We start from the raw sequence: 24,265 nt of genomic DNA, 5'->3' as shown, positions 1-24,265 counted from the left end.
TCACATCCTGAACAGGCCGAATTGCGCCCGCTCGGGGATGGGCGCGTTCAGGCAGGCGGAGTAAGCGAGGCCGAGCACGTCACGGGTCTGGACCGGATCGATGACCCCGTCGTCCCACAGGCGCGCGGTGGCGTAATAGGGATTGCCCTCGTCCTCGTATCGCTGGCGGATCGGCGCCTTGAAGGTCTCGGCCTCTTCCGGCGTCCAGCTGTCGGCGTCCTTGTGGACCGTCGCCAGCACGCTCGCCGCCTGCTCCCCGCCCATCACGCTGATCCGGCTGTTCGGCCAGGTGAAGAGGAAGCGAGGGGAATAAGCGCGGCCGCACATGCCGTAATTGCCGGCGCCGAAACTGCCGCCGATCAGCACGGTGATCTTGGGCACCGAGGCGGTGGCGACCGCGGTCACCAGCTTGGCGCCGTCCTTGGCGATGCCCCCGGCCTCATATTTGCCGCCGACCATGAAGCCGGAGATGTTCTGGAGGAACAGCAGGGGCGTTCGCCGCTGGCAGGCGAGCTCGATGAAATGGGCGCCCTTGAGCGCGCTTTCCGAGAAGAGGATGCCGTTATTGGCCAGGATGGCGACCGGAATGCCCCAGATACGGGCGAAGCCGCAGACCAGGGTCGAGCCGTAGAGATGCTTGAATTCGTGGAAGTCGCTTCCGTCAACGATGCGGCCGATCACCTCGCGCACATCATAGGGGGTACGGACGTCGTCGGGGATGAGGCCATAGAGATCCGCCGGATCGAGCTTCGGATCGACCGGGTCGGTAAGATCGATATCGGCGGCCTTCACCCGGTTCAGGCGCGCGACGATGTCGCGCACGATCGCGAGGGCATGGTCGTCATTCTCGGCGACATGGTCGACCACCCCGGAGCGACGGCCATGCACGTCGGCCCCGCCCAGGTCCTCGGCCGAGATCACCTCGCCGGTCGCCGCCTTGACCAGAGGCGGACCGCCGAGGAAGATCGTCCCCTGGTTGCGTACGATCACGGTCTCGTCCGACATGGCGGGCACGTAGGCGCCGCCGGCCGTACAGCTGCCCATGACGCACGCGATCTGGCTGATGCCGAGGCTGCTCATCTGCGCCTGATTGTAGAAGATCCGGCCGAAATGCTCGCGATCGGGAAAGACCTCGGCCTGGTGCGGCAGGTTGGCGCCCCCGGAATCGACGAGATAGACGCAGGGCAGCCGGTTCTGCAGCGCGATTTCCTGCGCGCGCAGATGCTTCTTGACCGTCATCGGGAAGTAGGCGCCGCCCTTCACGGTGGGATCGTTGGCGACGATCAGCGTCTCGCGGCCCGACACCCGGCCGATGCCGGCGATCATGCCGGCGCCCGGGGCTTCGTCCTTGTACATGCCGGCGGCGGCGAGCTGACCGATCTCGAGGAAGGGTGAACCCGGATCGAGCAGCCGCTCGACACGATCGCGCGGAAGCAGCTTGCCGCGGGCGATGTGCCGCTCGCGATGCTTTTCGGGGCCACCCAGCGCCGTACGCGCTACCGTCTCGCGCAGCGCCTCGGCGAGTGCGCGATTATGGGCGGCATATCGGCGATAATTCTCGGAGCCGTCGTCCAGGGAAGAGGTCAGGATCGTCATGCCGGCGCTCCCGGCGCGCGCTTGCGGATCAGATAGCGGTAGATACCGAACGCGTTGATGAAGAAGAGGACGACGTTCTGGGTCACCAGTCCGCCGGTTTCGTCCATCAAGGCGAAGCCGATCCAGGCGAGATTCATCGTACAGAACAGGATGAACCCGGAGCCGGTCACCCGCCGGCCGAAATCGCCGGCGAGCAGGAAGGCGGCGATGATGCCGCTGATCGTCGCATACCATTCGAGGATTTCGGCCAAGATCATCGCTCAATTCGCTCCCAAGCGGCCCTCGGCGGCGGCGCGTCCGAGCCCGTCGGCTCCTCGTTCATGCCCTGCCCTCTCCGGCCGTGATCGCGTAGCCGCGTCGTCCGTCGATGGGAAGTAGCGCTGCGTCGAAAGCCTTGGCGAGGAGATGAGCGAGCTCCTAAGTCTCCGCCATTCCTTTTCAGAAGCGGACTTCCCATCCATGCACCGTCTGTCGCGCCTTGGCCTCGTCCTCGTCGTCACCACCGGCCTCGCCACCGCCGCCTTCTCCGCGCAATCGCCGACGGCGGCGCCCGCCCCCGGTCATTCCGGAGTCGGCGTCGACCTCGCCGGGATCGACCGCGACGCCGCGCCGGGTGACGGCTTCGACCGCTATGCCAATGGTGCCTGGCGGGCGCGGACCGAGATTCCGGCCGACCGTTCGCGGATCGGTTCGTTCCTGACCGCCGCGATGCTCGTCGAGCAGCGCAACGTCGACATCATCGCCGGCGCGTCGCGGAGCAATCCCGCCCCCGGCACCGACGCGCGCCGGATCGCCGATTATCATGCCGCCTTTCTGGATCGTGCGGCGATTGAGCGCCGCGGTATCGCCCCGCTCCGGCCGCATCTGGAGCGCATCCGGTCCATCGCGAGTCGCCGAGACCTTTCCGCCGCGCTCGGCGCCTCCATGCGGGCCGATGTCGATCCGCTGAACGCCACGGCCTTCGGCACCGAGAATCTCTTCGGCGTCTTCGTCGCCCAGGGCCTGCAGGAGCCGAACCGCAATTTCGCCTATCTGCTTCAAGGCGGGCTGGGCCTTCCGGACCGGGAATATTATCTGTCGGAGACGCCGGAGATGCGGCGCGTCCGCGACGGCTATCAGGCCTATGTCGGCCAGATGCTGGCCCTGATGGGCGTTGCCGATGCCGAGGACCGCGCTGCCCGGATTATCGATCTGGAGATCAAGATCGCCCGCGCCCATGTCGACGCGGTGGCGGCGCAGGATCCGCACCGCGTCCAGACCTGGGGGCGCGCCGAGTTCGCGGCCCGCGCACCCGGCATCGACTGGGATGCCTTCCTCGGCTCCGCACGGCTGGCGGACGAGGAGCGGATCATCGCGTGGCATGCCGAGCCGATCCGCGGCATCTCCGCCCTCGTCGCCAGCGAGCCGCTCGACACGTGGAAGGACTGGTTCGCCTTTCACACGGCGAGCCGAATGGCCGCCATGCTGCCGCAGGCCTATGACGATCTGCGCTTCTCCTTCTACGGCCGCGTTCTCGCCGGCCAGCAGCAGCAGCGGCCGCTCGATCGCCGTGCCATCCAGGCGACCAGCAATGCGCTCGTCGACGCCGTCGGCAAGATCTATGTCGAACGGCATTTCCCGGCCTCCGCCAAGGCGGACGTCGACGAGATGGTCCGCAACATCGTACAGGCCTTCGATCGACGCCTGACCGGCCTTACCTGGATGGCACCCGAGACCCTGCGCGAGGCGCGGCGCAAGGTCGAGACGGTCACCGTCGGCATCGGCTATCCGGAGCGTTGGCGCGGCTATTCGGGTTTGGAGATCCGCGACGACGACGCCTTCGGCAATGCCTGGCGCGCCGCCGAGGCCGAGTATCGCCACCAGCTCGGCAAGCTCGGCCGCCCGGTCGACCGCGGCGAATGGTGGCTCGGCGCCCACACGGTAAACGCGGTGTTCCTGCCGCTGCAGAACGCGATGAACTTCCCGGCCGGCATCCTCGAGGCGCCTTTCTATGACCGCACCGCCGATCCTGCCTACAATTACGGGGCGATCGGATCGGTGATCGGCCACGAGATCAGCCACAGCTTCGACAATCTCGGCGCAGAATTCGATGCCGAGGGGCGGCTGCGCAATTGGTGGACGAGCGAGGACATGGCACATTTCCGCGAGGCGAGCCAAGCCCTGGTCCGCCAGTATGATGGCTATGAGCCCTTCGCCGGGCTCCACCTCAATGGCGAGTTGACGCTCGGCGAGAACATCGCCGACCTCGCCGGTCTCGCCGCCGCCTACGATGCCTATCGCGCTTCGCTCGGCGGCCGGCCGGCGCCGGTGATCGGCGGCCTGACCGCCGACCAGCGTTTCTTCCTCGGCTTTGCCAGCGCCCATCGGGAGAGCGCGCGCGAAGCGGCGCTGCGCAATCTCATCGCCACCGACAGCCACTCGCCCGGCCGCTACCGGATCGAGACCGTCCGCAACCTCCAGGCCTGGTACGATGCGTTCGACGTGCGGCCGGGACAGGCGCTCTATCTCGCCCCGGCCGACCGGGTGAGCGTGTGGTGAGCAAAGGCGGCTGACGTCGCGGACGAGCCGGAGCGGGAGCGGGTCCGGCCCGCTCCCCACGCGCCTCAGGCGGCGCCGATCAGCTCCCGGCCGATGAGCATCCGCCGGATCTCGTTGGTGCCGGCGCCGATGTCGAGAAGCTTGGCGTCGCGCATGTACCGCTCGACCGGCCAGTCCTTGGTATAGCCGGCGCCGCCGAGGGCCTGTACCGCCTCGTTCGCCACGCGCACCGCATTCTCCGAGGCATAGAGGATCGCGCCGGCGGCGTCGAAGCGGGTGGTCTGCCCCGCATCGCAGGCGCGGGCGACCTGATAGACATAGGCGCGGGCCGAATTGAGCGCGACATACATGTCGGCGACCTTGGCCTGCATGAGCTGGAAGCTGCCGATCGGCTTCCCGAACTGCTTGCGTTCGCGGACATAGGGAAGGACCGTGTCGAGGCAGGCCTGCATGATGCCGAGCTGGATCCCGGCGAGCACGGTGCGCTCGTAATCGAGGCCGGACATCAGCACCGCGACGCCGCCATTCTCGGGACCCATCACCTGCTCTTCGGGCACCTCGCAATCCTGGAAGACGAGCTCGGCGGTCGGGCTGCCGCGCATGCCGACCTTGTCGATCTTCTGGCCGATCGAGAAGCCGGGCATGTCTTTTTCGATGAGGAAGGTGGTGATCCCGCGCGAGCCCTCGCCGGTCTTGGCATAGACGACCAGGGTATCGGCATAAGCGGCGTTGGTGATCCAGAACTTGGTGCCGTTGAGGACATAGCCGCCCTGCACCCTGTCCGCGCGCAGCTTCATGCCGACCACGTCCGATCCGGCCCCCGCCTCGGACATGGCGAGCGCGCCGACATGCTCGCCCGAGATCAGCTTCGGCAGATACCTGCTCTTCTGCGCCTCGTTCGCCCAGCGCCGGATCTGGTTGATGCACAGGTTCGAATGGGCGCCGTAGGAGAGGCCGATCGATGCCGAGGCCCGGGCGACCTCCTCCTGGGCCACGACATGCTCGAGATAGCCGAGGCCGAGGCCGCCATATTCCTCCTCGACCGTGATCCCGTGAAGGCCGAGCTCGCCCATTTGCGGCCAGAGGTCGCGCGGGAACCAATCCTTCTCGTCTATCTCGGCGGCGAGCGGCGCGATCCGATCGGCGGCGAAGCGGCGCGTGGTCTCGCGAATGGCGTCCGCCATCTCGCCCAGAGCGAAATCGAGGCCCATTTCGGCCATATCCTGTCTCCTGTCGCGGGCGCCGTAGCAGAGCCCCGCGGATTTGAACAAGGCGGCCCCGGCGCCTATGTGCAGCCCGCAACCGAGGCCCGTTTCCGACAAGGATGGCCCAGCAAGGAGCTTCCGCATGTCCGCCGCCGATCCGATCGTCATCCTCTCCTACGCGCGCACGCCCATGGGCAGCTTCCAGGGCAGCCTGGCGGGCGCCAGCGCGACCGCCCTCGGCTCCGCCGCAGTGGCCGCCGCGGTCGAGCGGGCGGGCGTCGCGCCCGAGGCGGTCGAGAAGATCTTCATGGGCTGCGTGCTCCCCGCCGGCCTCGGCCAGGCGCCCGCGCGACAGGCGGCGCTCGGCGCCGGCCTCCCCCGCTCGGTCGAGGCGACGACCGTCAACAAGGTTTGCGGATCGGGCATGCAGGCCGCGATCTTCGCGCATGACATGCTGGCGGTCGGTTCGGCGGACGTCATCGTCGCCGGCGGGATGGAGTCAATGTCCAACGCCCCCTATCTCATGAAGAAGCACCGCGCCGGCGCCCGAATCGGCCACGACACCGTCTACGATCACATGATGCTCGACGGGCTGGAGGACGCCTACGATTCCGGCCGCGCCATGGGCACCTTCGCCGAGGATGCGGCCCGCGAATATCAGTTCACCCGCGAGGCGCAGGATGAATATGCGATCGAGTCGCTGCGCCGAGCGAACGACGCGATCCGCAGCGGCGCGTTCGAGCGCGAGATCACTCCGGTCACGGTGACGAGCCGCAAGGGCGAGGAGACGATCGCCATCGACGAGCAGCCCGGAAGGTCCAATCCCGAGAAGATCCCGAACCTCAAGCCGGCCTTTGCCAAGGACGGGACCATCACCGCCGCCAATGCGAGCTCGATCAGCGACGGCGCCGCCGCCTTGGTGCTGACCCGGCTGAGCGTCGCCGAGAGGTTCGGGCTCGAGCCGGTGGCCCGGATCGTCAGCCACGCCGCCCACGCCCACGAGCCGGCGAAGTTCACCACCGCGCCGATCGGGGCGATGCACAAGGCACTGGACAAGGCAGGCTGGGCGGCGAGCGACGTCGACCTCTACGAAGTCAACGAGGCCTTCGCCTGCGTCGCGATGATCGCGATGCGCGACCTCGGCATCGGCCGCGACATCATCAATGTCCATGGCGGCGCCACGGCGCTGGGCCACCCGATCGGCGCCAGCGGCGCCCGCATCATGGCGACCCTGCTCTCGGCGCTCGAAAGCCACGGCCGGAAGCGCGGCCTAGCCTCGCTCTGCATCGGCGGCGGCGAGGCTACCGCGGTCACGGTCGAGCTGATGAACTGACATCGCGTCGGGCCGAGAGCCGGTCGATCGACGCCGACTCGTCAGCCCGGGTTCAGCTTGCTTTGGCGACAAGGCGCGCCGTCTTCGCATTGCGGGGGCGATGGGGAAACCTGCGGGGGTCTGCGGCACATGCGCATCATGTTCGAAGTGGCCACGGCGCCCGCCTATCTCGTTCGGGGAATGCTCGCATGAAGACATGCCTGCTCGTATTGGCTCTCGCCACGGCCTCCACCTTCGTCACGCCCGCTTTCGCGCAGAGTCGCGCCGAGGAGGATCGCTGGCAGCAGGCCCAGCGGCGCTTCGAGCAGGAACGCGACATTTTCGAGAGGGAGCAGCGGCGCTATGATGAGGCCGTCCGGCGCGATCAGGATTATCGCCGCTACGACAATGACGCATACGCCCGCGACTATGACGCGTCGCGCGACTATCGCGACGATCCGCGCTACGACGAGCGGCCGCTGAACGCGCAGGACGAGGTCTATCGCGGCTCGGATGGCCGCTATTATTGCCGGCGCAGCGACGGCACCACCGGCCTGGTGATCGGCGCCGGCGCCGGCGCGCTGCTCGGGCGCGCGATCGACGGCGGCCGCAGCCGCGCGGGCGGAACCATCGTCGGCGGCGTGCTGGGCGCATTGCTCGGCCGCGAGGTCGAGCGCAGCCAGGATCTGCGCTGCCGCTAGCACTTCGTTCTCTCGACGGTGACGCTGACGAGGGGCGGCGGCGCTAGCCGACCGCCTCCGCCGGCTTATCCTCGTCCCCCAGCGGCGCTTCCTCACCCTGGAGCGCGCGGACGAAGTTGCGGCGCCACCAGACGACATCCTCCTTCTCGACGCTGTCCATCATCGCCCGCCACCGTCGGATGCGCTCGCCCTTCGGCATGTTCAGCGCCTTGGCCACGGCGTCGCTGATCTCGTCCTTGCTGTACGGATTGACGAGCAGGGCATCCTTGAGCTGCAGCGCCGCACCGGCGAAGCGGGAAAGGATGAGGACGCCGGGGTCCTCCGGGTCCTGGGCGGCGACATATTCCTTGGCGACGAGATTCATGCCGTCTCGCAGCGGCGTGATCAGGGCGATCTCGGACGCGCGGTAGAAGCCAGCCAACTCCTCGCGCGGGTAACCCTGGTTGACGTAGCGGATCGGCACCCAGTCCACCTCCGCGAACTCGCCGTTGATGCGGCCCGACAGCTCGTCGAGATGTTCGCGGATGCTCTCATAGGTATGGACCTCGCCTCGCGACGGCGGCGCGATCTGAAGCAAGGTGACGCGGCCTCGGCAATCGTCATGCTCCTCGAGGAAGCGCCGGTAGCCGAGAAAGCGCTCGCCGAGCCCCTTCGAATAATCGAGCCGGTCGACGCCGATGATGACATGCTTGTCCTCGACGCTTCGCTTCAGCCGTTCGTGCGCCTGCTTCGCGGTGGGCGAGCGTACCGCCTCGCCAAATTCCTTCGCGTCGACACCGATCGGGAAGGCGGCCACCTTGATCGTGCGGTTGCCGACGCGGACGGTGTCGCCGTCGACGGTGCCGCCCATCTCGCGCTCGATATAATGGTGGAAGGAATCGAGCCATTCCTCGGTCTGGAAGCCGATCAGGTCGTAGGCCAGCATCGAGCGCACCAGCCGCTGGTGGAAGGGTAGCGACACGAGCAGGCGCTGCGGCGGCCAGGGAATGTGGAGGAAGAAGCCGATCCGGTTCTTGAGACCGCGCTCGCGCAGCTGCATGCCGAGGGGGATCAGGTGATAATCGTGCACCCAGATCAGGTCGTCGGGCTCGATCAGCGGCGTCACCGTCTCGGCGAAGCGCTCGTTCACCCGTTCATAGCCGCTGCCGAAGCTGCGGTCATATTCGGCGAGGTCGATCCGGTAGTGGAAGAGCGGCCACAAGGTGCGATTGGCATACCCATTATAATATTCGTCGACGTCCTGTTCCTCGAGGTCGATCGTCGCCGTGGTGACGCCCTCGTGCCGCTGAAGGTCGATATGGCCGGTGAACTCGTCGGTCTTGTTGCCGGACCATCCGAACCATAAGCCGCGATATTCGCGCAGCGCCGCCGCGAGGGCGACGGAAAGGCCACCCTGAGCGCCGCCGGCGCTTCGCGCCTTCGGGGCCGAGACTCGGTTCGAGATGACAATCAGGCGGCTCATCGGACGGAACTCCACGGCTTGGACAGCAGGCCGGCGCAATTGATAAGCCCGACCAGCGAATAGGTCTGCGGATAGTTTCCCCATAATTCCCCGGTCTGGAAGTCCGTGTCCTCGGACAGCAGGCCGGCGGGGGTCAGCCGCTCCAGCGTCGTCATGAAGAGGTCGCGCGCTTCTTCGTGCCGGCCAACGAGATGGAGCGCCTCGATGAACCAGAAGGTGCAGAAGTTGAACGCCGTCTCCGGCGCACCGAAATCGTCCTCGCTGGCATATCGGAGCATGTGCTCGCCGCGCCGAAGGCCTTTCTCGACCGCATTGAAGGTATTGATGAATCGGCTGTCGGCAGCATCGAGAAAGCGCATGTCGAGCAATTGCAGCAGGCTGGCGTCGAGCTCGTCGCCGCCGAAGGTCGCGGAGAAGCGCTCTTCGTCCTTGAGCCAGGCCTGCTTCTCGATCGCCTTGCGCACCTTCTCGGCGCGCTGCCGCCACAGCCGCGCACGCTCGTCCAGGCGGAGCTCGCCGGCGATGTTTGCCAGCCGGTCGCAGGCGGCCCAGCTCATCACCGAGCTGTAGGTGTGGACGCTGGTGCGGGTGCGAAACTCCCATAAGCCGGCATCAGGGCGATCATAGGTAGTCCAGGCCAGCTCGCCGACCTTCTCGAGGCTGACGAAATCCTCCTCGGTCGCCTTGCGCAGCAGCCGCTCGTCGAAGAAGGCCTGCGTGTTCGACAGGATGATCTGGCCATAAGCATCGTGCTGGATCTGGGTATAGGCCGCATTCCCGACCCGCACGGGCCCCATGCCGCGATAGCCGGCCAGACCTTCGGCCACGCCTTCGTCGAGCTTCGGCTCCCCCGACACCGCGTAAAGCGGCTGGATATGTCCACCCTTGGACTGGTCGACGATGTTGCGCAGATAGCCGAGATAGCTTTCGAGGACGTCGAGCGCGCCGAGCCGGTTCAGCGCCTGCACCGTATAATAAGCGTCTCGTATCCAACAGTAGCGATAGTCCCAGTTGCGGCCGCTATCGGCCGCTTCGGGGATCGACGTGGTGAGCGCCGCAACGATCGCGCCGGTCTCGTCGTGCTGGCACAGCTTGAGGGTGATGGCGGCGCGAATGACGTTGCGCTGCCACTCGAGCGGAATGGCGAGGCCACGAGTCCATTCGCGCCAATGGTCGGCGGTCTGGTGCAGCATCGCCGACACCGTCTGGACGAGGTCCCCGACGAATGGCTCGTCGGGACCGAGGAAGAAATGGAGCGACTTTTCGAGGCGGAAGCTGCGACCCTCGAGCAGGTGGATGACCGGCGCGTCGGTGGTCAGGCGCAGCGGCTGCGGCTTGAGCAGGTAGCGGATATGGTTGGTGCCGCTGGTCCGCTCCGCGTCGCGCGCGCCCCAATCGACGGCGGGATTGAGGCAGACCCTGACCCGGGGGACGCCGACGATCGGCCGGACGATCCGGACGAAGGCAACGGGCCGGTACATCCGCCCGACCCGCTCGAAACGAGGACAGAAATCGAACACCTCGACCACCGCGCCGCTGCCGTCGGTCAGCCGGGTGACGACGATCGGCGTGTTCTTGAGATAGCGCGTCTCCGCCGAGACCTGGTCCTCGAGGCGGATCCTCCACTCCCCGCGCGGGATGTCGCTCTCGCCCTTCGGATCGAGCAATCCACAGAATAAAGGATCACCATCCACCCGCGGCTGGCAGCCCCAGATGAAGCCGGCTTGCTCATCGACGAGGGCACTGACCTGGCAATTGCCGATCGGCCACAGATTGAGTGTCTTCACGCCGCCTCCCGAGCCGCCTCGGCCAGCCATTGCGCAACGGCCGCCACCGACGGCAACCGATAGCGCGCAGCCGTCTCCCGCTCCGGTCCGACGAGCACGCCCACGCCGGCGAGCGCTTGTGCCGCCTCGAAGCCATGCTCGTCTGTCAGATCATCGCCCACAAAGACAGGACGCGCGTCGGCGAAACCCGGTTCCGTCATGAAGGCGCGAAGGGCATCGCCCTTGGTAGCGCCGGTCGGCCGCAGCTCGACCACCATATTGCCGCGCTGCACCGCCCAGCCCCGCTCTTGCGCCAGATGGCTCATGAAGTCCGCGACGGCCTCGCCCTGGTCCGGCGCCCGGCGAAAGTGCAGCGCGATCCCGGCCGGCTTGTCCTCGACGAGAAGCCCCGGATCCCGGAGGGCGAATCGGGCGACGCTGCCGCGCACGTCATCGAGGCCGATCGGAACGCTCAGCGGCAAACCGGTGCCGTCGGGCAGGCGCAACTCCAATCCGTGCGAACCCGAATAGCCCACGCCCGACAAGGGGAGGTGCCGCTCGAGATCCTCGATCGAGCGGCCGCTGACGATGGCGAGCCGTCCACCGAGGTTGCGGTGGAGCCGGTTGAGCAGCGGGGTGAGCCCTTCCGGGATCAGGATCGCGTCGGGCGTTTCGGCGAGCTCGACGAGAGTTCCATCGAAATCCAGGAAAAGCGCGGCACCGTCGAGGAGATTCGTCGGGGGGAATTTCAGCCTGGTCATGGCCCCCGTTGGCAAGTCGCCGATGAAATCTCAAGCGGAAGCGTTTTTCAGCATGGCTTATCGAGTCGAACAGGATTAAGTAGGTGAATGCGGGGGCATCGCCAGTAAAGGCTGGTTGCCGCATCGGGGGGATTTACCGATGGCCGAACCATTTCTGGGCGAGTTACGACTGGCGTCGTTCAACTTCCCTCCCAAGGGCTGGGCATTCTGCAGCGGTGCTCTCCTGCCGATCAATCAGAACCAAGCACTGTTCGCGCTTCTCGGCACGCAATTCGGCGGCAACGGACAGACCAACTTCGCTTTGCCCGATCTTCGTGGTCGTACGCCGATCCATTCCGGCTCCGGATTCATCGTCGGGCAGGCCAGCGGCCAGGAAACGCACACGCTGACGCAGGCGGAAATGCCGCAGCATCTGCATTTCATGCAGGCGACGACGCAGAATGCGAACACGAACGTCGCGCATCTGCCGCCGCCGGGCAATCTCCTCGCCTCCGTCAACAACGGTTACGCCCCTGCCGCGAGCCTGGTGGCGCTGGCGCCGGCGGCGATCACCAACGTCGGCGGGAGCCAGGCGCATGAGAATCGGCAACCCTATCTGGTGCTGAACTGGATCATCGCCCTGCAGGGCATCTTCCCATCGCCGAATTGAGGGGGTCGACGCAATGGCGCAGCCTTATGTGGGCGAAATCAGGATCTTCGCGGGGAATTTCGCCCCGGCCGGCTGGATGCTGTGCCAGGGCCAGCTCCTGCCCATTTCCGAGAACGAGACGCTCTTCCAACTGATCGGCACGACCTATGGCGGCGATGGCCAGAGCACCTTCGCTCTGCCCAATCTCGCCAGCCGGATTCCGATCCACCAGGGCCAGGGGCCGGGCAGCGCCAACAATTACATCATCGGCGAGGCGGCCGGCGTCGAGCAGGTGACCCTCACCACCAACCAGATTCCGGTCCACAATCATGCCTTCCTGGCGTCGAGCGCCAACGGAACGACGCAGAGCCCGGCCAACGAAGTGCTCGCGGCCAACCCAACCGTTCAGATGTTCCGCCAGAGCGAGCCCGAAGGCACGATGAACCCGCAGTCGATCCAGCCGGTCGGCGGCAGCCAGCCGCATGAGAACATGATGCCGTTCATCGTCATCAACTACATCATCTCATTGTTCGGACTCTTCCCGTCCCAGACCTAGGAGAGACAAGTGGCTGATCCCTTCGTCGCCGAGATCCGGGTCGTCCCGTACAACTTCGCCCCCAAGGGCTGGGCGTTCTGCAACGGACAGCTGCTTCCGATCTCGCAGAACACGGCCCTCTTCTCGCTGCTCGGCACGATGTACGGAGGCGACGGCAAGAGCACTTTCGCGCTTCCGGACATCGAGGGATCCTGCGTGGTCGGCGTCGGACAGGGATCCGGGCTGTCGGAACGGTTCGAAGGCGAGATCGGCGGTGTCCAGTCGGTCACGCTCCTCCAGTCCGAAATGCCCGTCCACACCCATAGCATGCAGGTCGATAACGGCATTGCCGCGCTCGGCACGCCGTCTTCGGACGTCATCCTGGCGCGCAGCGTCGGCGGCAACGCTTATTCGTCGAGCATTGCCCAGTTCACCAATCTGGCGCCGCAGGCACTGGCCCCAGCGGGTGGCAGCCAGCCGCACAACAACATGCAGCCCTATCTGACCATGAACTTCATCATCGCGTTGCAAGGCGTGTTTCCGCCGCGTCCCTGATCTCGACAAGAAGCAGAAAGACCGCATGGAACAGCGCGCCTTGAAGCCGTCCCGCCGCAACCTTCTCGTCGGTCTGGGCGGTGCCGCCATCGCCGCGATGGTCGCGCTCCCGCTCGTCCGTTCGACGGGGAGCGATCGGGCCCGCCGCATCCTCGCCGCGAATCCGCTGACCCGCCGCTTCGTCTCCCTCGTCCATGCCGAGCAAGACGAATGGACGGCGCAGGTCGGCGCGACTTTCGCCGCCGCCGGCGGCTATCGCTTGCGCCTCGCGGGCGTCGAGCCGCTCCCGTCAGCCGGAGACCGGCCTGCGGAGGTGACCCGGCAAAGCGCCTTCCTTGCCGTCTTCGATGTGCTCGACGGCAAGTCGATGGCCGGCGACCTCATCTATGCGGTCTCCCATCCCGAATATGGCGCGATGCCGCTCTTCCTCTCCGCTTCCGCGCGGCCTGGCCGGATGGTCGCCCTCTTCAACTGAAGCGGCGGTCGCGATGCCGCCTCCCCTGCGCTCAGCGGCAGCTTACGCCGTGTCGGCCCGCGCCATGACCGACGCCGACCTCCCTTTCGTGGAGGCGCTTTACGCCTCGACCCGGGAGGAGGAGCTCGCCGCGACCGGCTGGCCAGCAGAGATGCGTCGCGCATTCCTGACCCACCAGCACGACGCCCAGCATCGCCATTACCGGGCCCATTACGAGGGCGCCGAATGGCTCATCCTGGAGCGGGACGGGGAACCGCTGGGCCGCCTCTACCTCGTCGAATGGAGCCGCGAGTTCCGGATCATCGACATCTCGCTGCTTCCCCGGGCACGTGGCCGAGGCCTTGGCGGCGCCCTGCTGACCGACATCCTGGCTGCCGCGGCGGCGGCGGGCAAGCGCGTGTCCATCCATGTCGACGTCCACAATCCCGCGCGGCGGCTGTACGAGCGACTCGGCTTCACCGTCGCCGAGGACAAGGGCATCCATCTTCTCATGGAATGGGCGCCGGCCGCGACCGACCGCACCGCATGACGCGGGCTGCCGCGGCAGCCCGCCTCAGCCGCTCAGAAGAAGACGGCCTCGTAGCGCGCGCCGTCCTGGCCGAGGCCGATCGGGACGATGAAGATCTCGCGGCGCTCGCTTCCGAGATCGAATTCGTACGTGCCTTGCGTCAGCAGCGGTTGGCTCGGCCCGACAAATTCGAGCCGGAAGGCGCCGGCCGCCCGGGCCGAAGCCGGGAGCGCCTCGACCGAATCCAGCCGGAGCTGCACGGCTTCGTCCCCCACCGCCACCGGCAGCGAACGGCTCTCGAGAGGCTGGAAATCGTCGAAGGTGAGGTCTTCCATCGGTTCAGCCGACCGTCTCGCGCGGATCGACGCCCCAGACATGCTCGGCGCGAACGAAACCGGCACGCTGCCCCACTTCCAGCCGGCACCAGCCTTCGGCGCAACGGCTGATCTGCCCGACCACGCCCGGCTCGACGCGATAACGCACCGGGGAGGCCGGATCCGCACGCTCGTGCATCGGCCGCGGCGCGTCGCCCCGCACGATCGCGGTTCGGGTGTCGCTCAGCAGCCGGACGAACATCCAGCCGCTGGTGCCGTTCGGATCCTCGACCTTGCGCCAATCCTGATAGACCTCGATGACGCGGACCGGCAGGTTCGGCCGGACGTAGAGCCATGTACCGGGATAATTGCGGCCCGGCCCCGTCCTCATCAGCGCCTGGCTCGACGAAATCGACGCCCAATAAGGCGTCTGGCGCTGCTGGGCGTCGGCGGACGGGATCGACAGCAGCGCCGCCAGCAGGGCCAGCACGGCAAGGATGGATCTCGGCAATGGCGCTCCCCTCGCTGCGCGGTCCGTCAATAACCCGTCTGGATGCGTTCGACGAGCTGCTTCACCGTCGGCACGAAACCGTTCGAATAGAAAGGATCGGTCTTGAAGCGGAAGGCGGCATGACCGGCGAACATGAGATTATCCTCGACCGGCCCGCCATGCGCGATGTCCTGAAGCGTCTTCTGGATGCAGAAGCTGCGCGGGTCGGCGAGGCGGCCGGTCGTATTCTTCTCATTGTCCGCCCAGGAGGAGAAGGCGCATTGCGAAAGGCAGCCCATGCATTCCGCCTGATCCTTGCGGATCATGTGCTTCTCTTCCGGCGTGGTGAAGACGAGGGTCTCGTCCGGCGTCTTGATCGCTTCGGTGAAGCCCTGGGCAAACCATTCGCGCGCGTGGAGCAGGTCGCCCTTGGTCACCCAATAGTTCTTCTTGTTGCCGACACCGACGTCGAGCTGAAAGGCGTGATCGCCCAGCGGCTCCTTGGTGAAGGCGATCTGGCGATGGGAACGCGCCTCCAGGCTCCGCAGGAAACGGTTGCGCACGGCCGATGAGTAGAAGCCGGTCGGCGAAAAGCGATGCAGCAGCACGTCCCCGTCCTCGAGCGTCATCAGCCGCTGCTTCCATTCCTCGGGAATCGGGCTCTCCTGGGTGAGCAGCGGCCGCGTTCCGAACTGGAACGCGATCTGGCCGAGCTCCGGATTGTCGATCCAATGCTCCCATTCCTTGAGGTTCCAGACGCCGCCGGCCATAATGATCGGCACCGTGTCGGGAATGCCGCCCTCGCGCATCGTCTCGCGCAACGCCTTGACGCGCGGATAGGGATCCTCGGGCTTGAGCGGGTCCTCGGCGTTGCTGAGGCCGTTATGGCCGCCGGCGAGCCACGGATCCTCGTAGACGACGGCGCCGAGCCACTCGGCCGCCTTGTGATAAGCGCGCTTCCACAAGGCGCGGAAGGCGCGGGCGGAGCTGATGATCGGCAGGTAGCTGACCCCGTAGGAGGCCGCGATCTCCGAAAGCTTGTAGGGCATGCCGGCTCCGCAGGTGACGCCGGAAACCAGGCCGCGGGTGCGCTCGAGCACGCCCTGGAGGACACGCTGCGCGCCGCCCATTTCCCACAGGACGTTGATGTTGATCGCGCCGCGGCCGCTGGCGACGTCATAGGCGCGCTGGACCTGCTGGGCCGCCCCGTCGATCGCGTAGCGGATCAGCTCCTCGTGACGCTCGCGCCGGGTCAGGGCATGGTAGATCTGGGGAATGATCTTCCCCTCCGGATCGTAACTGTCGGCATTGACCGCGGAGACGGTGCCGATCCCTCCGGCGGCCGCCCAGGCACCCGAGCTCATATGGTTGGTAGCCGATACGCCTTTTCCGCCCTCGATAAGCGGCAGCACTTCACGGCCCGCATAGAGGATCGGGCTGATACCCTTGAACATCATGCCTCCCAGAACAATCCGCCGCCTATAAGCGCATTGCCGTCGGCTGGCAAAAAAGGTCATCCAATTCCGAGAAACGCATCAGGACGGCCGATGGCTTCACCATAGAGGCGGGCATAAGCCGCGATCATCCTGGTCTCGTCATATTCGGCTCGCGCTTTCTCGCGATTGGCCGCGCCGATCGCGCGGCGCAGGCGCGGCTGATCCGCCAGGCTGTCGAGCGCGGCGGCGAAGGCGGCCTCGTCCGACGGGTCGACGATGAGCGGCCGGTTGTCGTCCGACACCATGTCTGGGACGTCACCGACGCCGGTCGCCACCGCCGGCAGCCCGGCCGCCATCGCCTCGACGAGGGAGATCGGAAACTGCTCGCTGTCGGAGGACAGGGCGAAGATGTCGAAATGGCCGATCCAGCGACAGGGCTCGGCCAAGAAGCCGGGCAACAGCAGCCGGCCGTCTATGCCGGCCGCCCGCGCCGCCTGCACGAGACGCTCGCTTTCCGGCCCCTCGCCGACGATCACCAGCCGCGATTCCCGGTGGCGCATCGCAGCGAAGGCCCGGACGAGCCTCGGCAGATTCTTGACGGCGCGCAGGCCGGCGACCGTGCCGATCACCACCTCACCCGGCCGGCGCTCGAACCCAGGAATGGCTTCGGACTCGGGCGGCACGGCGTAATCGGGAACCGCGACGCCATTGGCGATCCGGACGACCCGTCGAGAGGGCTGGCGCCACGCGTGGCGGGCGATCGCCTCCAGCCGCCGTGACGGCACGATCAGCCGATGCGCGGCGGTGAGGCCGATTTGCCGGTAGAGGTTGCGGCGGGTCTTCAGCCTTGCCGTCTCGTCCTCGTTGAAGCCGTCCTCGTGGTGGACGATCGGCGGCCCGCCAAACAGGCGCCGAGCCATCACCGCATCGAACCCGCCCCAATTGTAGGTGAGGACGAGATCGAAGCCGCGGAGGTAGCGCGCCAGGCGCCAGAGCCGCGCCGGCGTCGTCCGGCCCGAGAGCGGCGGCGCATCGGCCGGAAAGGTCGCGTCGGTGCCGGGCGCGATCGCGGCGCGCGCGCCGAGACGGTCCGGCATGGCGCTGATCACGACATGCGCGGCGGCATCGCCGAACGCATTCATCAGCCGGACCGCCCGCGCTTCCTTGCCGCCGAGCGAGAAGGTGGAGTGACAGTGGAGGATGCGCACCGGGCCAGCCATGCCCGCTTATGGCGCAGGCACGACCAAGATGCGATTGCCTTGCGCGGCGCTGGATCGGCCGACAAAGCCATCGGGGAGGAAGACGCATGGACGATTTTCGCGATCGGGTGGCGTTCGTCACGGGCGGCGCCAGCGGCATCGGCATCGGCATCGGCATCGAGGGGCCGCTGCGCGAAGCGACCTATGCCGATTGGGACTTTGGCCTCGCCGTCAATCTCGGCGGTGTCGTCAACGGCCTGCAGGCCTTCGTCCCGAGGATCCGGGCCGGAGGTCGCGGCGGCCATGTCGTCAACACCGCCTCGCTTGCCGGGCTGGTCCAGATGCCGAGCTTCATGGCGATCTACGCCACCGCCAAAGCGGCTGTCATCGGCTTGAGCGAGTCGATCCGGGACGATCTCGCCCCGGACGGCATCGGCGTCACCGTGCTCTGCCCCGGACCGATCAAGAGCCGGATCCACGAGCTCGGCCGCAATCGCCCCGACCGCTTCCCGACGAGCCGCGCCTTCAGCGAAGCGGCCGAGCGGCTCGGCCAGCGCCGGGTGTCGGACCTGTGGATGGAGCCGGACGTGGTCGGCGGCATGGTGGTCCGGGCGATCCGCGAGAACCGCCTCTACTGCATCACCCATGGCGAATGGCGAGACGCCGTCGAGGCCCGCCACCGCCAGATCGTGGACGCCATGCCGACCGAAGTGAATTTGGAACTGATCGAGTCGCTGCGGCCGAAGGGCGACTAGCGCACGCGGTGCAGAAGCCGCTCGATGCCGGCCACGGCCTCGGGCTCGTCCAGCGTCGGCGCATGACCGACACCCGGCACGGTGACGAGCTCGAGGTACGGATGCTCGGCCTGCATCCGCGCGGCGGTCTCGGCGCTGAGCAGGTCCGACAATGCGCCGCGCACGAGCAGGGTCGGCACCTCGGCAAGGCTGCGGAAGGCCGGCCAGAGATCGACCCCGGCCTCCCCGCCGGGGAGCTTGAACGGCTCGGCGAGGCGCAGGTCATAGTCGAGGACGATGCGACCCTTCGGCGTGAGCTTGCAGACGCGTTTGGCGAAGACCAGCCATTCGTCGATGTCCCAATCGGGGTAGCGGTCACGCTGCGCTTCCGACAGCGACCGCGCCGCATGGAGCCAGGTGGGCCAGCTCTGCGCCTTGCCGACGTAGGAGCGGATATGCTCGAGCCCGCGCGGTTCGATCGCCGGCCCGATATCGTTGAGCAGGGCGGCGGCGATCCTGCCGCTGTCGCTCATCGCCAGCAGCATCGTGATGAGCCCGCCCAGCGACGTGCCGAACAGGACGAAGCGCTCCAGAGCGAGCTCGCGGACGAGCGCCTCGATGTCCTGCAGATAGGTCAGCGGGACGTAACTCATCGGATCCTTGGCATAGGCACTCTCGCCGCGGCCGCGCAGATCGACGCAGATCACCCGCCACTCTCCGGCGAGACGATCGGCAACCCCTTCGAAGTCGCGGGCGTTACGGGTCAGCCCCGGAATGCACAGGATCGGCGGCCGGCTCGTGTCGGAGCCGTATTCGCGATAGTGGAGCCGCAGCCCGTCGTTCGACCACCAATAGCCATCGGACCAGTCAGCCATGCCCGTTTCCCCGCCTTTTCCGGTTCCTATCGACTGATGGCGACGCTTCCGCAACCCGCCCCCTATCGCCCCGCGAAAGCGATTCTCGATCTCGGAGACGCCTTTTACGATCCGGTCGAGGCTGCCGATTTTCCCCAAGCCCTCCTTCGGTTCCGCAACGATCGATGGGCGCCGGCGGTCGGCCTCGGAGACCTCGACGACGAGCAATGGGTCCGGCATTTTGCCCGCTTCGACCCCCTCCCCGACAATCTCGAGCAGCCGCTGGCGCTGCGCTATCACGGCCACCAGTTCCGCGTGTACAATCCCGACATAGGCGATGGCCGCGGTTTCCTGTTCGCCCAGCTGCGCGACGGGGCCGGACGGCTGCTCGATCTCGGCACCAAGGGTTCGGGGCAGACCCCCTTCAGCCGCTTCGGCGACGGCCGGCTGACCCTGAAGGGCGGCGTGCGCGAGGTGCTCGCGACCGAAATGCTCGAGGCGCTGGGGGTCGAGACGAGCAAGACCTTCTCCCTCGTCGAGACCGGCGAGGCGCTGGAACGCAACGACGAGCCCTCCCCCACTCGCGCCTGCGTCCTCGTGAGGCTCGGCCACGGCCATATCCGGATCGGCACGTTCCAGCGGCTGGCCTTCTTCAAGCAGGCCGAGGAGATGGCGCGGCTGACTCGCTACTGCCTCCATTTCCTCTATGGCGAAGAGCCGAACGACGAGGACGAGGCGGACGCGATCCGCTTGCTGGATCGGGTCGCGGCCGGCGTGGCGCGGCTCGCCGCATCCTACATCGCGGCCGGCTTCGTCCACGGCGTCCTCAACAGCGACAATATCGCGATCAGCGCCGAGAGCTTCGATTACGGTCCGTGGCGATGGACGCCCTTCTGGGACGGCCACTTCACCGCCGCCTATTTCGACCATGCCGGCCTCTATTCGTTCGGGCGGCAGCCCGAGGCGATCCATTGGGACCTGCTCCAGCTCGCCCGATCGCTCACCGCGCTGGCACCGCCCGAGGCGCTGACGCCGGTCCTCGATTCCTTCCCGTCGCGATTCCAGGAGGCGCTGCGGGATGCCCTGTTCGCGCGGCTCGCCTTGGTGCCGGGCGAGCTCGCGCACGATCTAGAGCTGGTCGGAGCGATCGAGACCGCCCTTGCGCGCCGCACCGTCGGGATCGACCGCTTCTTCTTCGACTGGCGAGGCGGTGCGCTTCGTGCGGACGGCCCGGCAGCATCCGCTTACCGCGAGGAGCCTTTCGACGACTTCCGCAGGCTCGTCGCCAGGCACGAGGCGCGGCCCGGCGCGCTCGCTTTTCCCTATTGGTCGGATGGCGAGCCCTGCTCGATGCACATAGACGAGGTCGAGGCGATCTGGGCCCGGATCGACGAGGCGGACGACTGGTCCGCGCTCGAAGCCAAGATCGCCGCGCTCAGGCGGATGGGCGAGGCGATGCGGGCGTCGGGATGATCCATGTCCTTGTGCCCGCGCGATTCCCGCGCCACACAGGGCGCCCCATTATCCGGTCCGTTCCCAAATGCTTGAAAATTCTTTCGCGCCCGTCATGAGGAGGCGATGGCTGACACGCTGACCTCTCTCGAGCCCGCGACCGGCGAGACCCTCTGGACGGGGCTTTCAGGCGACCCGGCGACCGAGGTTTCCGCCGCCCGCGCCGCCTGGCCGGCCTGGGCCGCCCGTCCCTTCACCGTGCGCGTGGAGACGCTGCGCCGCTTCGCCAATCTCGCGCGCAGCCAGATAGAGCCCTTCGCCGATCTCATCGCCCGCGAGACCGGCAAGCCGCTCTGGGAGGCGCGCACCGAGGTCGAGGCGGTGATCAACAAGGTCGACATCTCGGTCGCGGCCTATGCGGAACGTACCGCGCAACGGCGGCTCGAAGGCGCGATGGGCGCCCGCGTCGCCGTTCGGCACAAGCCGCACGGCGTCCTCGCGGTGCTGGGTCCCTACAATTTCCCGGCCCACCTGCCCAACGGACACATCGTTCCGGCGCTGATCGCCGGCAATGCGGTGGTGTTCAAGCCGAGCGAGAAGACCCCAGCCGTGGGTGAGTTCCTCGTCCGCCTCTATCACGAGGCGGGTGTTCCCGAGGGCGTCGTCCGGATCGTCCAGGGCGGACCGGAGGTCGGCAAGGGGCTCGCCGCCCAGGCCGGCCTCGACGGACTGCTGTTCACCGGCTCGGCCCGCGCCGGCCTTGCCCTGCACCGCCAGTTCGCCGATACGCCGCACAAGATCCTCGCGCTCGAGATGGGTGGCAACAACCCGCTCGTCGTCTGGGACGCCAAGGATCTCCATGCCGCGGCGGCTATCGCCGTCCAGTCGGCCTATATGAGCGCCGGCCAGCGCTGCACCGCCGCGCGGCGATTGATCGTCCGCGACGGCGATCATGCCGAGCTGATCGAGACGATCACCAAGCTGCTCGATCGGCTGATCGTCGACCATCCCCACGCCAATCCGGCACCGTTCATGGGCCCCGTGATCGACAATGACGCGGCGGACCATCTCCAGGAAACCTTTCTCGAGCTGATGGGCCGGGGCGGGCGTGCCATCCGGCGTCTCGACCGCAAGCAGGACGACCGGCCGTTCCTGACGCCGTCGCTGATCGACGTGACCGAGGTCGAGCGCCGGCCCGACGCCGAGATGTTCGGCCCGGTCCTCCAGATCGTCCGCGTCCCCGACTTCGACAGCGCCATCGCCGAAGCGAATGCGACCCGCTACGGCCTGTCGGCCTCGCTCGTCGGCGGTGCGCCGGAACTGTACGACCGCTTCTGGGCGGGCGTGCGCGCCGGCGTGATCAACTGGAACGGCCCGACCAACGGCGCACCATCCAAGGCGCCGTTCGGCGGCATCGGCCTGTCGGGCAACCACCGGCCGAGCGCTTATTATGCGGCGGATTATTGCGCTTATCCGGTGACCAGCTCGGAAGCGGATTCGGCTCGGGCCAGCATCGGCATAGGCCTTGCCGATCCCACCGTGCCGGCGAATATCGAGGGCTGAGCCCCTCCCCGCCGCACCGCGGCGGGGAGGAACGAGGGTCAGTCGACCAGCCGCTTGCTCGCATAGGTATATTCGAGCGCCAGCCGCCGCGCGGTCTCGCGCAGATTGGCCGCCGCGCTGTGGCCGCCGTCGATATTCTCGTAATAATAATAAGGCTGGCCGATCTCGGCGAGGCGCGCGGCCGCCTTGCGGCCATGGCCGGGATGGACGCGATCGTCCTTGGTCGAGGTCAGCACGAACGGCATCGGGTAGGCTCGACCGGGAACCAGCCGCTGGTAGGGCGAATAACCCTCGATCCAGGCGCGCTGCTCGGGAATGCGCGGATCGCCATATTCGCCGATCCACGACGCACCCGCCCCCATGGTGTGATAGCGAAGCATGTCGAACAGCGGCACCTGGATGATCGCCGCGTTGAAGAGCTCGGGCCGCTGCGTGATCGCGGTGCCGACGAGCAGCCCGCCCTGGCTGCCGCCGACGATTCCGAGCCGGCGCGGACTAGTAATGCTGCGGCGGACGAGGTCCTCCGCCACGGCGATATAATCGTCCCAGGTACGCTGCTTGTTCTCGCGCTGCGCGCCCTGGTGCCAATCGGGGCCGAACTCGCCGCCGCCGCGCAGATTGGCGACGACATAGGCATTGCCCTGCTCGAGCCAGAGGCGTCCGGTGGTGCCGAGATAGCTCGGCGTCATGGAGACCTGGAACCCGCCATAGCCGTAGAGCAAGGTCGGGGTCGAACCGTCCATCCGCATCTCGCGCGGGCGGACCAGGAAATAGGGGATGCGGGCGCCGTCGCGCGAGGTCGCCTCGAGCTGCTCGACGACGTGGCCGGACGCGTCGAACCGCGGCGGCGTCGTCTTGATCGTCTCGAGGGCGCCCGTGGCGCCGTCATAGAACCAGAGGGCCGTCGGCGTCAGATAATCGTTGACGGCGAACATCGCCTGCCCGTTCTCGTCCGAGGCTGCGGTGACGCCGATGCTGGCATTCTGCGGAAGGTCCAGCGTGCGGGTGCGCCACTGGCCGCCTTCATAATCCATCGCCAGTGCCCGGCCGCGGACATTGTCGAGGATGGTGAGGAGGAGCTGGTCGCGGGTCGTCGCATAGCCGTCGAGCGTCTGCCGCGGTCCCGGCGCCCAAACCAAAGCCGGCCGCGCGCCGTTGGGGTCGGCCTTCCACGCCTCGAGATCGTAGGAAATGAGCGAGTCGGTGACGAAGGCGAGGCCGGGCGCCGCCTCCCACGGCTCCTGCAGCGCGACGAGCAGGCGACCGTCGACGATCCCCACCGGCGCCGACTTGGGCGGCAGGTTCAGCCGAACCGGACCGCCATCGGTCAGCAGGGTATATTCCCGCTCGAAGAAATTGACTCCGCGCATGCCGCCAACGGCATGGACGGTGCCGGCCGCATCACGGAGCACGAAGGCCGACGCCGAGACATCGTCGGGCGTGCCGCGGAACACCTCCTCGGCCTGCTCGAGCGGCTGGCCGCGCCGAAGGCGCTTGACCACGAACGGATAGCCCGAGGCGGTCATCGTTCCCGGCCCCCATTCGCGGGCGACAAGGATCGTGTCGGCATCCAGCCAGGTGACGCTCTGCTTGCCGTCGGGAAGGTTGAAGCCGCCTTCGACGAATCGGCCATCGACCAGGTCGAATTCGCGAACGACGACGGCGTCGCGGCCGCCGTCGGAGAGGATCACCAGGCAGCGTCGCTCCTCCGGCGGCAGGCATTGGATGCCCTTATAGACCCAGTTCGCATTCTCGGCCTGCGAGAGCGAGTCGATGTCGAGCACCGTCTCCCACTGGGGATTGTCGGTGCGATAGCTTGCAAGGCTGGTCCGTCGAAGGATGCCACGGACGTGGGTCTCGTCCTGCCAGAAATTGTAAAGACCGCTGGGCCGCATCGTGACGAACGGGATACGGTCGCGCGCCTGCAAAATCTCGAGCGCCTGGTCGTGGAGCCGCTGGTAGCGCGGATCGGCCTGCAGATCGCCCAGGGTGCGCGCATTCTCGGTCCGCGCCCAGGCCAGCGCGCGCTCGCCCTCAATTTCCTCGAGCCACGCGTGGGGATCGTCGGCCGGCGCCGCCGCATCGGCCTTCGCCGCACCTTCCATACCCTGCGCCGCACCGATCGAGGCCATGCCCGCCACTGCCAATACTCCCGCCAAAAGCTTGAGACGAAATGTCATT

22 protein-coding genes and 1 pseudogene are annotated in these 24,265 nt (G+C 67.2%); 11 read left to right on the top strand and 12 right to left on the bottom strand.

Annotation, left to right across the window (positions count from 1 at the left end):
- Positions 1–1,596, bottom strand: coding sequence for a carboxyl transferase domain-containing protein (locus DDE10_RS05695; protein ID WP_114951794.1), 1,596 nt, complete (start codon positions 1,594–1,596; stop codon positions 1–3).
- Positions 1,593–1,853, bottom strand: a complete 261-nt coding sequence (locus DDE10_RS05690) for a hypothetical protein (protein ID WP_114951793.1) — start codon at positions 1,851–1,853, stop codon at positions 1,593–1,595. Before DDE10_RS05690 ends, DDE10_RS05695 begins: the two co-directional genes overlap by 4 nt.
- Before the next feature lie 202 nt (positions 1,854–2,055).
- On the opposite strand from DDE10_RS05690, the gene DDE10_RS05685 reads away from it, so the two are divergent.
- Positions 2,056–4,134 carry a M13 family metallopeptidase gene (locus DDE10_RS05685; protein ID WP_114951792.1) on the top strand — a complete coding sequence of 693 codons (2,079 nt, stop codon included), beginning with the start codon at positions 2,056–2,058 and terminating at the stop codon, positions 4,132–4,134.
- A gap of 65 nt (positions 4,135–4,199) precedes the next feature.
- Here DDE10_RS05685 and DDE10_RS05680 read toward each other — a convergent pair whose 3' ends face one another.
- Positions 4,200–5,354: an isovaleryl-CoA dehydrogenase gene (locus DDE10_RS05680; RefSeq protein WP_114951791.1), complete on the bottom strand. Its 1,155-nt coding sequence runs from the start codon at positions 5,352–5,354 to the stop codon at positions 4,200–4,202.
- A 127-nt stretch (positions 5,355–5,481) separates the two neighbouring features.
- On the opposite strand from DDE10_RS05680, the gene DDE10_RS05675 reads away from it, so the two are divergent.
- Both DDE10_RS05675 and DDE10_RS05670 read left to right on the top strand, forming a co-directional pair.
- Positions 5,482–6,672: an acetyl-CoA C-acyltransferase gene (locus DDE10_RS05675; RefSeq protein ID WP_114951790.1), complete on the top strand. Its 1,191-nt coding sequence runs from the start codon at positions 5,482–5,484 to the stop codon at positions 6,670–6,672.
- 188 nt (positions 6,673–6,860) lie between these two features.
- A complete protein-coding gene (locus DDE10_RS05670) occupies positions 6,861–7,352 on the top strand; it encodes a glycine zipper 2TM domain-containing protein (protein ID WP_114951789.1) in 492 nt (163 codons plus the stop codon).
- Between the two features lie 43 nt (positions 7,353–7,395).
- Here the strand turns inward: DDE10_RS05670 and otsA are convergent, their stop codons facing one another.
- The 3 genes from otsA to otsB are packed head-to-tail and all read right to left on the bottom strand — an operon-like array spanning position 7,396 to position 11,341.
- Positions 7,396–8,814, bottom strand: a complete 1,419-nt coding sequence (gene otsA / locus DDE10_RS05665) for an alpha,alpha-trehalose-phosphate synthase (UDP-forming) (protein ID WP_114951788.1) — start codon at positions 8,812–8,814, stop codon at positions 7,396–7,398.
- The gene (locus DDE10_RS05660; RefSeq protein WP_284734466.1) at positions 8,811–10,631 is read right to left on the bottom strand and encodes a glycoside hydrolase family 15 protein; all 1,821 of its coding nucleotides are present in this window, start codon (positions 10,629–10,631) and stop codon (positions 8,811–8,813) included. Before DDE10_RS05660 ends, otsA begins: the two co-directional genes overlap by 4 nt.
- Positions 10,598–11,341 (bottom strand): trehalose-phosphatase, encoded by a 744-nt coding sequence (gene otsB / locus DDE10_RS05655; protein ID WP_114951787.1) that lies wholly within the window; start codon positions 11,339–11,341, stop codon positions 10,598–10,600. Before otsB ends, DDE10_RS05660 begins: the two co-directional genes overlap by 34 nt.
- Positions 11,342–11,480: 139 nt before the next feature.
- On the opposite strand from otsB, the gene DDE10_RS05650 reads away from it, so the two are divergent.
- The 5 genes from DDE10_RS05650 (at position 11,481) to DDE10_RS05630 (ending at position 14,063) form a co-directional block, all read left to right on the top strand.
- Complete coding sequence (locus DDE10_RS05650; RefSeq protein ID WP_114951786.1) at positions 11,481–11,990, top strand: phage tail protein; 510 nt, start codon at positions 11,481–11,483, stop codon at positions 11,988–11,990.
- 13 nt (positions 11,991–12,003) lie between these two features.
- Positions 12,004–12,525 (top strand): phage tail protein, encoded by a 522-nt coding sequence (locus DDE10_RS05645; RefSeq protein ID WP_114951785.1) that lies wholly within the window; start codon positions 12,004–12,006, stop codon positions 12,523–12,525.
- A gap of 9 nt (positions 12,526–12,534) precedes the next feature.
- Entirely contained in the window at positions 12,535–13,059 is a 525-nt protein-coding gene (locus DDE10_RS05640; protein WP_114951784.1) for a phage tail protein, read from the top strand.
- A 25-nt stretch (positions 13,060–13,084) separates the two neighbouring features.
- Positions 13,085–13,534: a DUF6916 family protein gene (locus DDE10_RS05635; RefSeq protein ID WP_114951783.1), complete on the top strand. Its 450-nt coding sequence runs from the start codon at positions 13,085–13,087 to the stop codon at positions 13,532–13,534.
- A gap of 64 nt (positions 13,535–13,598) precedes the next feature.
- Positions 13,599–14,063 (top strand): GNAT family N-acetyltransferase, encoded by a 465-nt coding sequence (locus tag DDE10_RS05630; RefSeq protein WP_114951782.1) that lies wholly within the window; start codon positions 13,599–13,601, stop codon positions 14,061–14,063.
- A gap of 32 nt (positions 14,064–14,095) precedes the next feature.
- Here DDE10_RS05630 and DDE10_RS05625 read toward each other — a convergent pair whose 3' ends face one another.
- The 4 genes from DDE10_RS05625 to DDE10_RS05610 are packed head-to-tail and all read right to left on the bottom strand — an operon-like array spanning position 14,096 to position 17,502.
- Positions 14,096–14,377 carry a DUF6916 family protein gene (locus tag DDE10_RS05625; RefSeq protein WP_114951781.1) on the bottom strand — a complete coding sequence of 94 codons (282 nt, stop codon included), beginning with the start codon at positions 14,375–14,377 and terminating at the stop codon, positions 14,096–14,098.
- A gap of 4 nt (positions 14,378–14,381) precedes the next feature.
- The gene (locus DDE10_RS05620) at positions 14,382–14,867 is read right to left on the bottom strand and encodes an SH3 domain-containing protein (protein WP_284734465.1); all 486 of its coding nucleotides are present in this window, start codon (positions 14,865–14,867) and stop codon (positions 14,382–14,384) included.
- Between the two features lie 26 nt (positions 14,868–14,893).
- Complete coding sequence (locus DDE10_RS05615) at positions 14,894–16,300, bottom strand: NAD(P)H-dependent flavin oxidoreductase (protein ID WP_114952260.1); 1,407 nt, start codon at positions 16,298–16,300, stop codon at positions 14,894–14,896.
- Between the two features lie 59 nt (positions 16,301–16,359).
- Positions 16,360–17,502, bottom strand: a complete 1,143-nt coding sequence (locus DDE10_RS05610) for a glycosyltransferase family 4 protein (RefSeq protein ID WP_114951780.1) — start codon at positions 17,500–17,502, stop codon at positions 16,360–16,362.
- 86 nt (positions 17,503–17,588) lie between these two features.
- Between DDE10_RS05610 and DDE10_RS05605 the strand changes: the two genes are divergently transcribed.
- Positions 17,589–18,236 (top strand): SDR family NAD(P)-dependent oxidoreductase, encoded by a 648-nt coding sequence (locus DDE10_RS05605; protein WP_114951779.1) that lies wholly within the window; start codon positions 17,589–17,591, stop codon positions 18,234–18,236.
- On the opposite strand, the gene DDE10_RS05600 is transcribed toward DDE10_RS05605, so the two are convergent.
- On the bottom strand, positions 18,233–19,090 hold the full coding sequence (locus DDE10_RS05600) for an alpha/beta fold hydrolase (protein ID WP_114951778.1): 858 nt from the start codon (positions 19,088–19,090) through the stop codon (positions 18,233–18,235). The two genes, DDE10_RS05605 and DDE10_RS05600, sit on opposite strands and share 4 nt — an antisense overlap.
- A gap of 36 nt (positions 19,091–19,126) precedes the next feature.
- On the opposite strand from DDE10_RS05600, the gene DDE10_RS05595 reads away from it, so the two are divergent.
- Together DDE10_RS05595 and astD are read left to right on the top strand one after the other, a co-directional pair.
- Positions 19,127–20,542: a protein adenylyltransferase SelO family protein gene (locus DDE10_RS05595; RefSeq protein WP_114951777.1), complete on the top strand. Its 1,416-nt coding sequence runs from the start codon at positions 19,127–19,129 to the stop codon at positions 20,540–20,542.
- Between the two features lie 96 nt (positions 20,543–20,638).
- Positions 20,639–22,084 (top strand): annotated as a pseudogene (gene astD, locus DDE10_RS05590) (succinylglutamate-semialdehyde dehydrogenase); the annotation flags it as partial.
- Between the two features lie 38 nt (positions 22,085–22,122).
- Here the strand turns inward: astD and DDE10_RS05585 are convergent.
- Positions 22,123–24,264, bottom strand: coding sequence for a prolyl oligopeptidase family serine peptidase (locus DDE10_RS05585; protein WP_114951775.1), 2,142 nt, complete (start codon positions 24,262–24,264; stop codon positions 22,123–22,125).
- Between the last annotated feature and the right edge of the window lies 1 nt (position 24,265).

The sequence above is a fragment of the Sphingosinicella terrae genome (assembly GCF_003347635.1).
GTDB lineage: Bacteria > Pseudomonadota > Alphaproteobacteria > Sphingomonadales > Sphingomonadaceae > Allosphingosinicella > Allosphingosinicella terrae.
The sequence above is the reverse complement of the archived record's forward strand: the minus strand, read 5'-3'. Positions and strand labels throughout refer to the sequence as shown.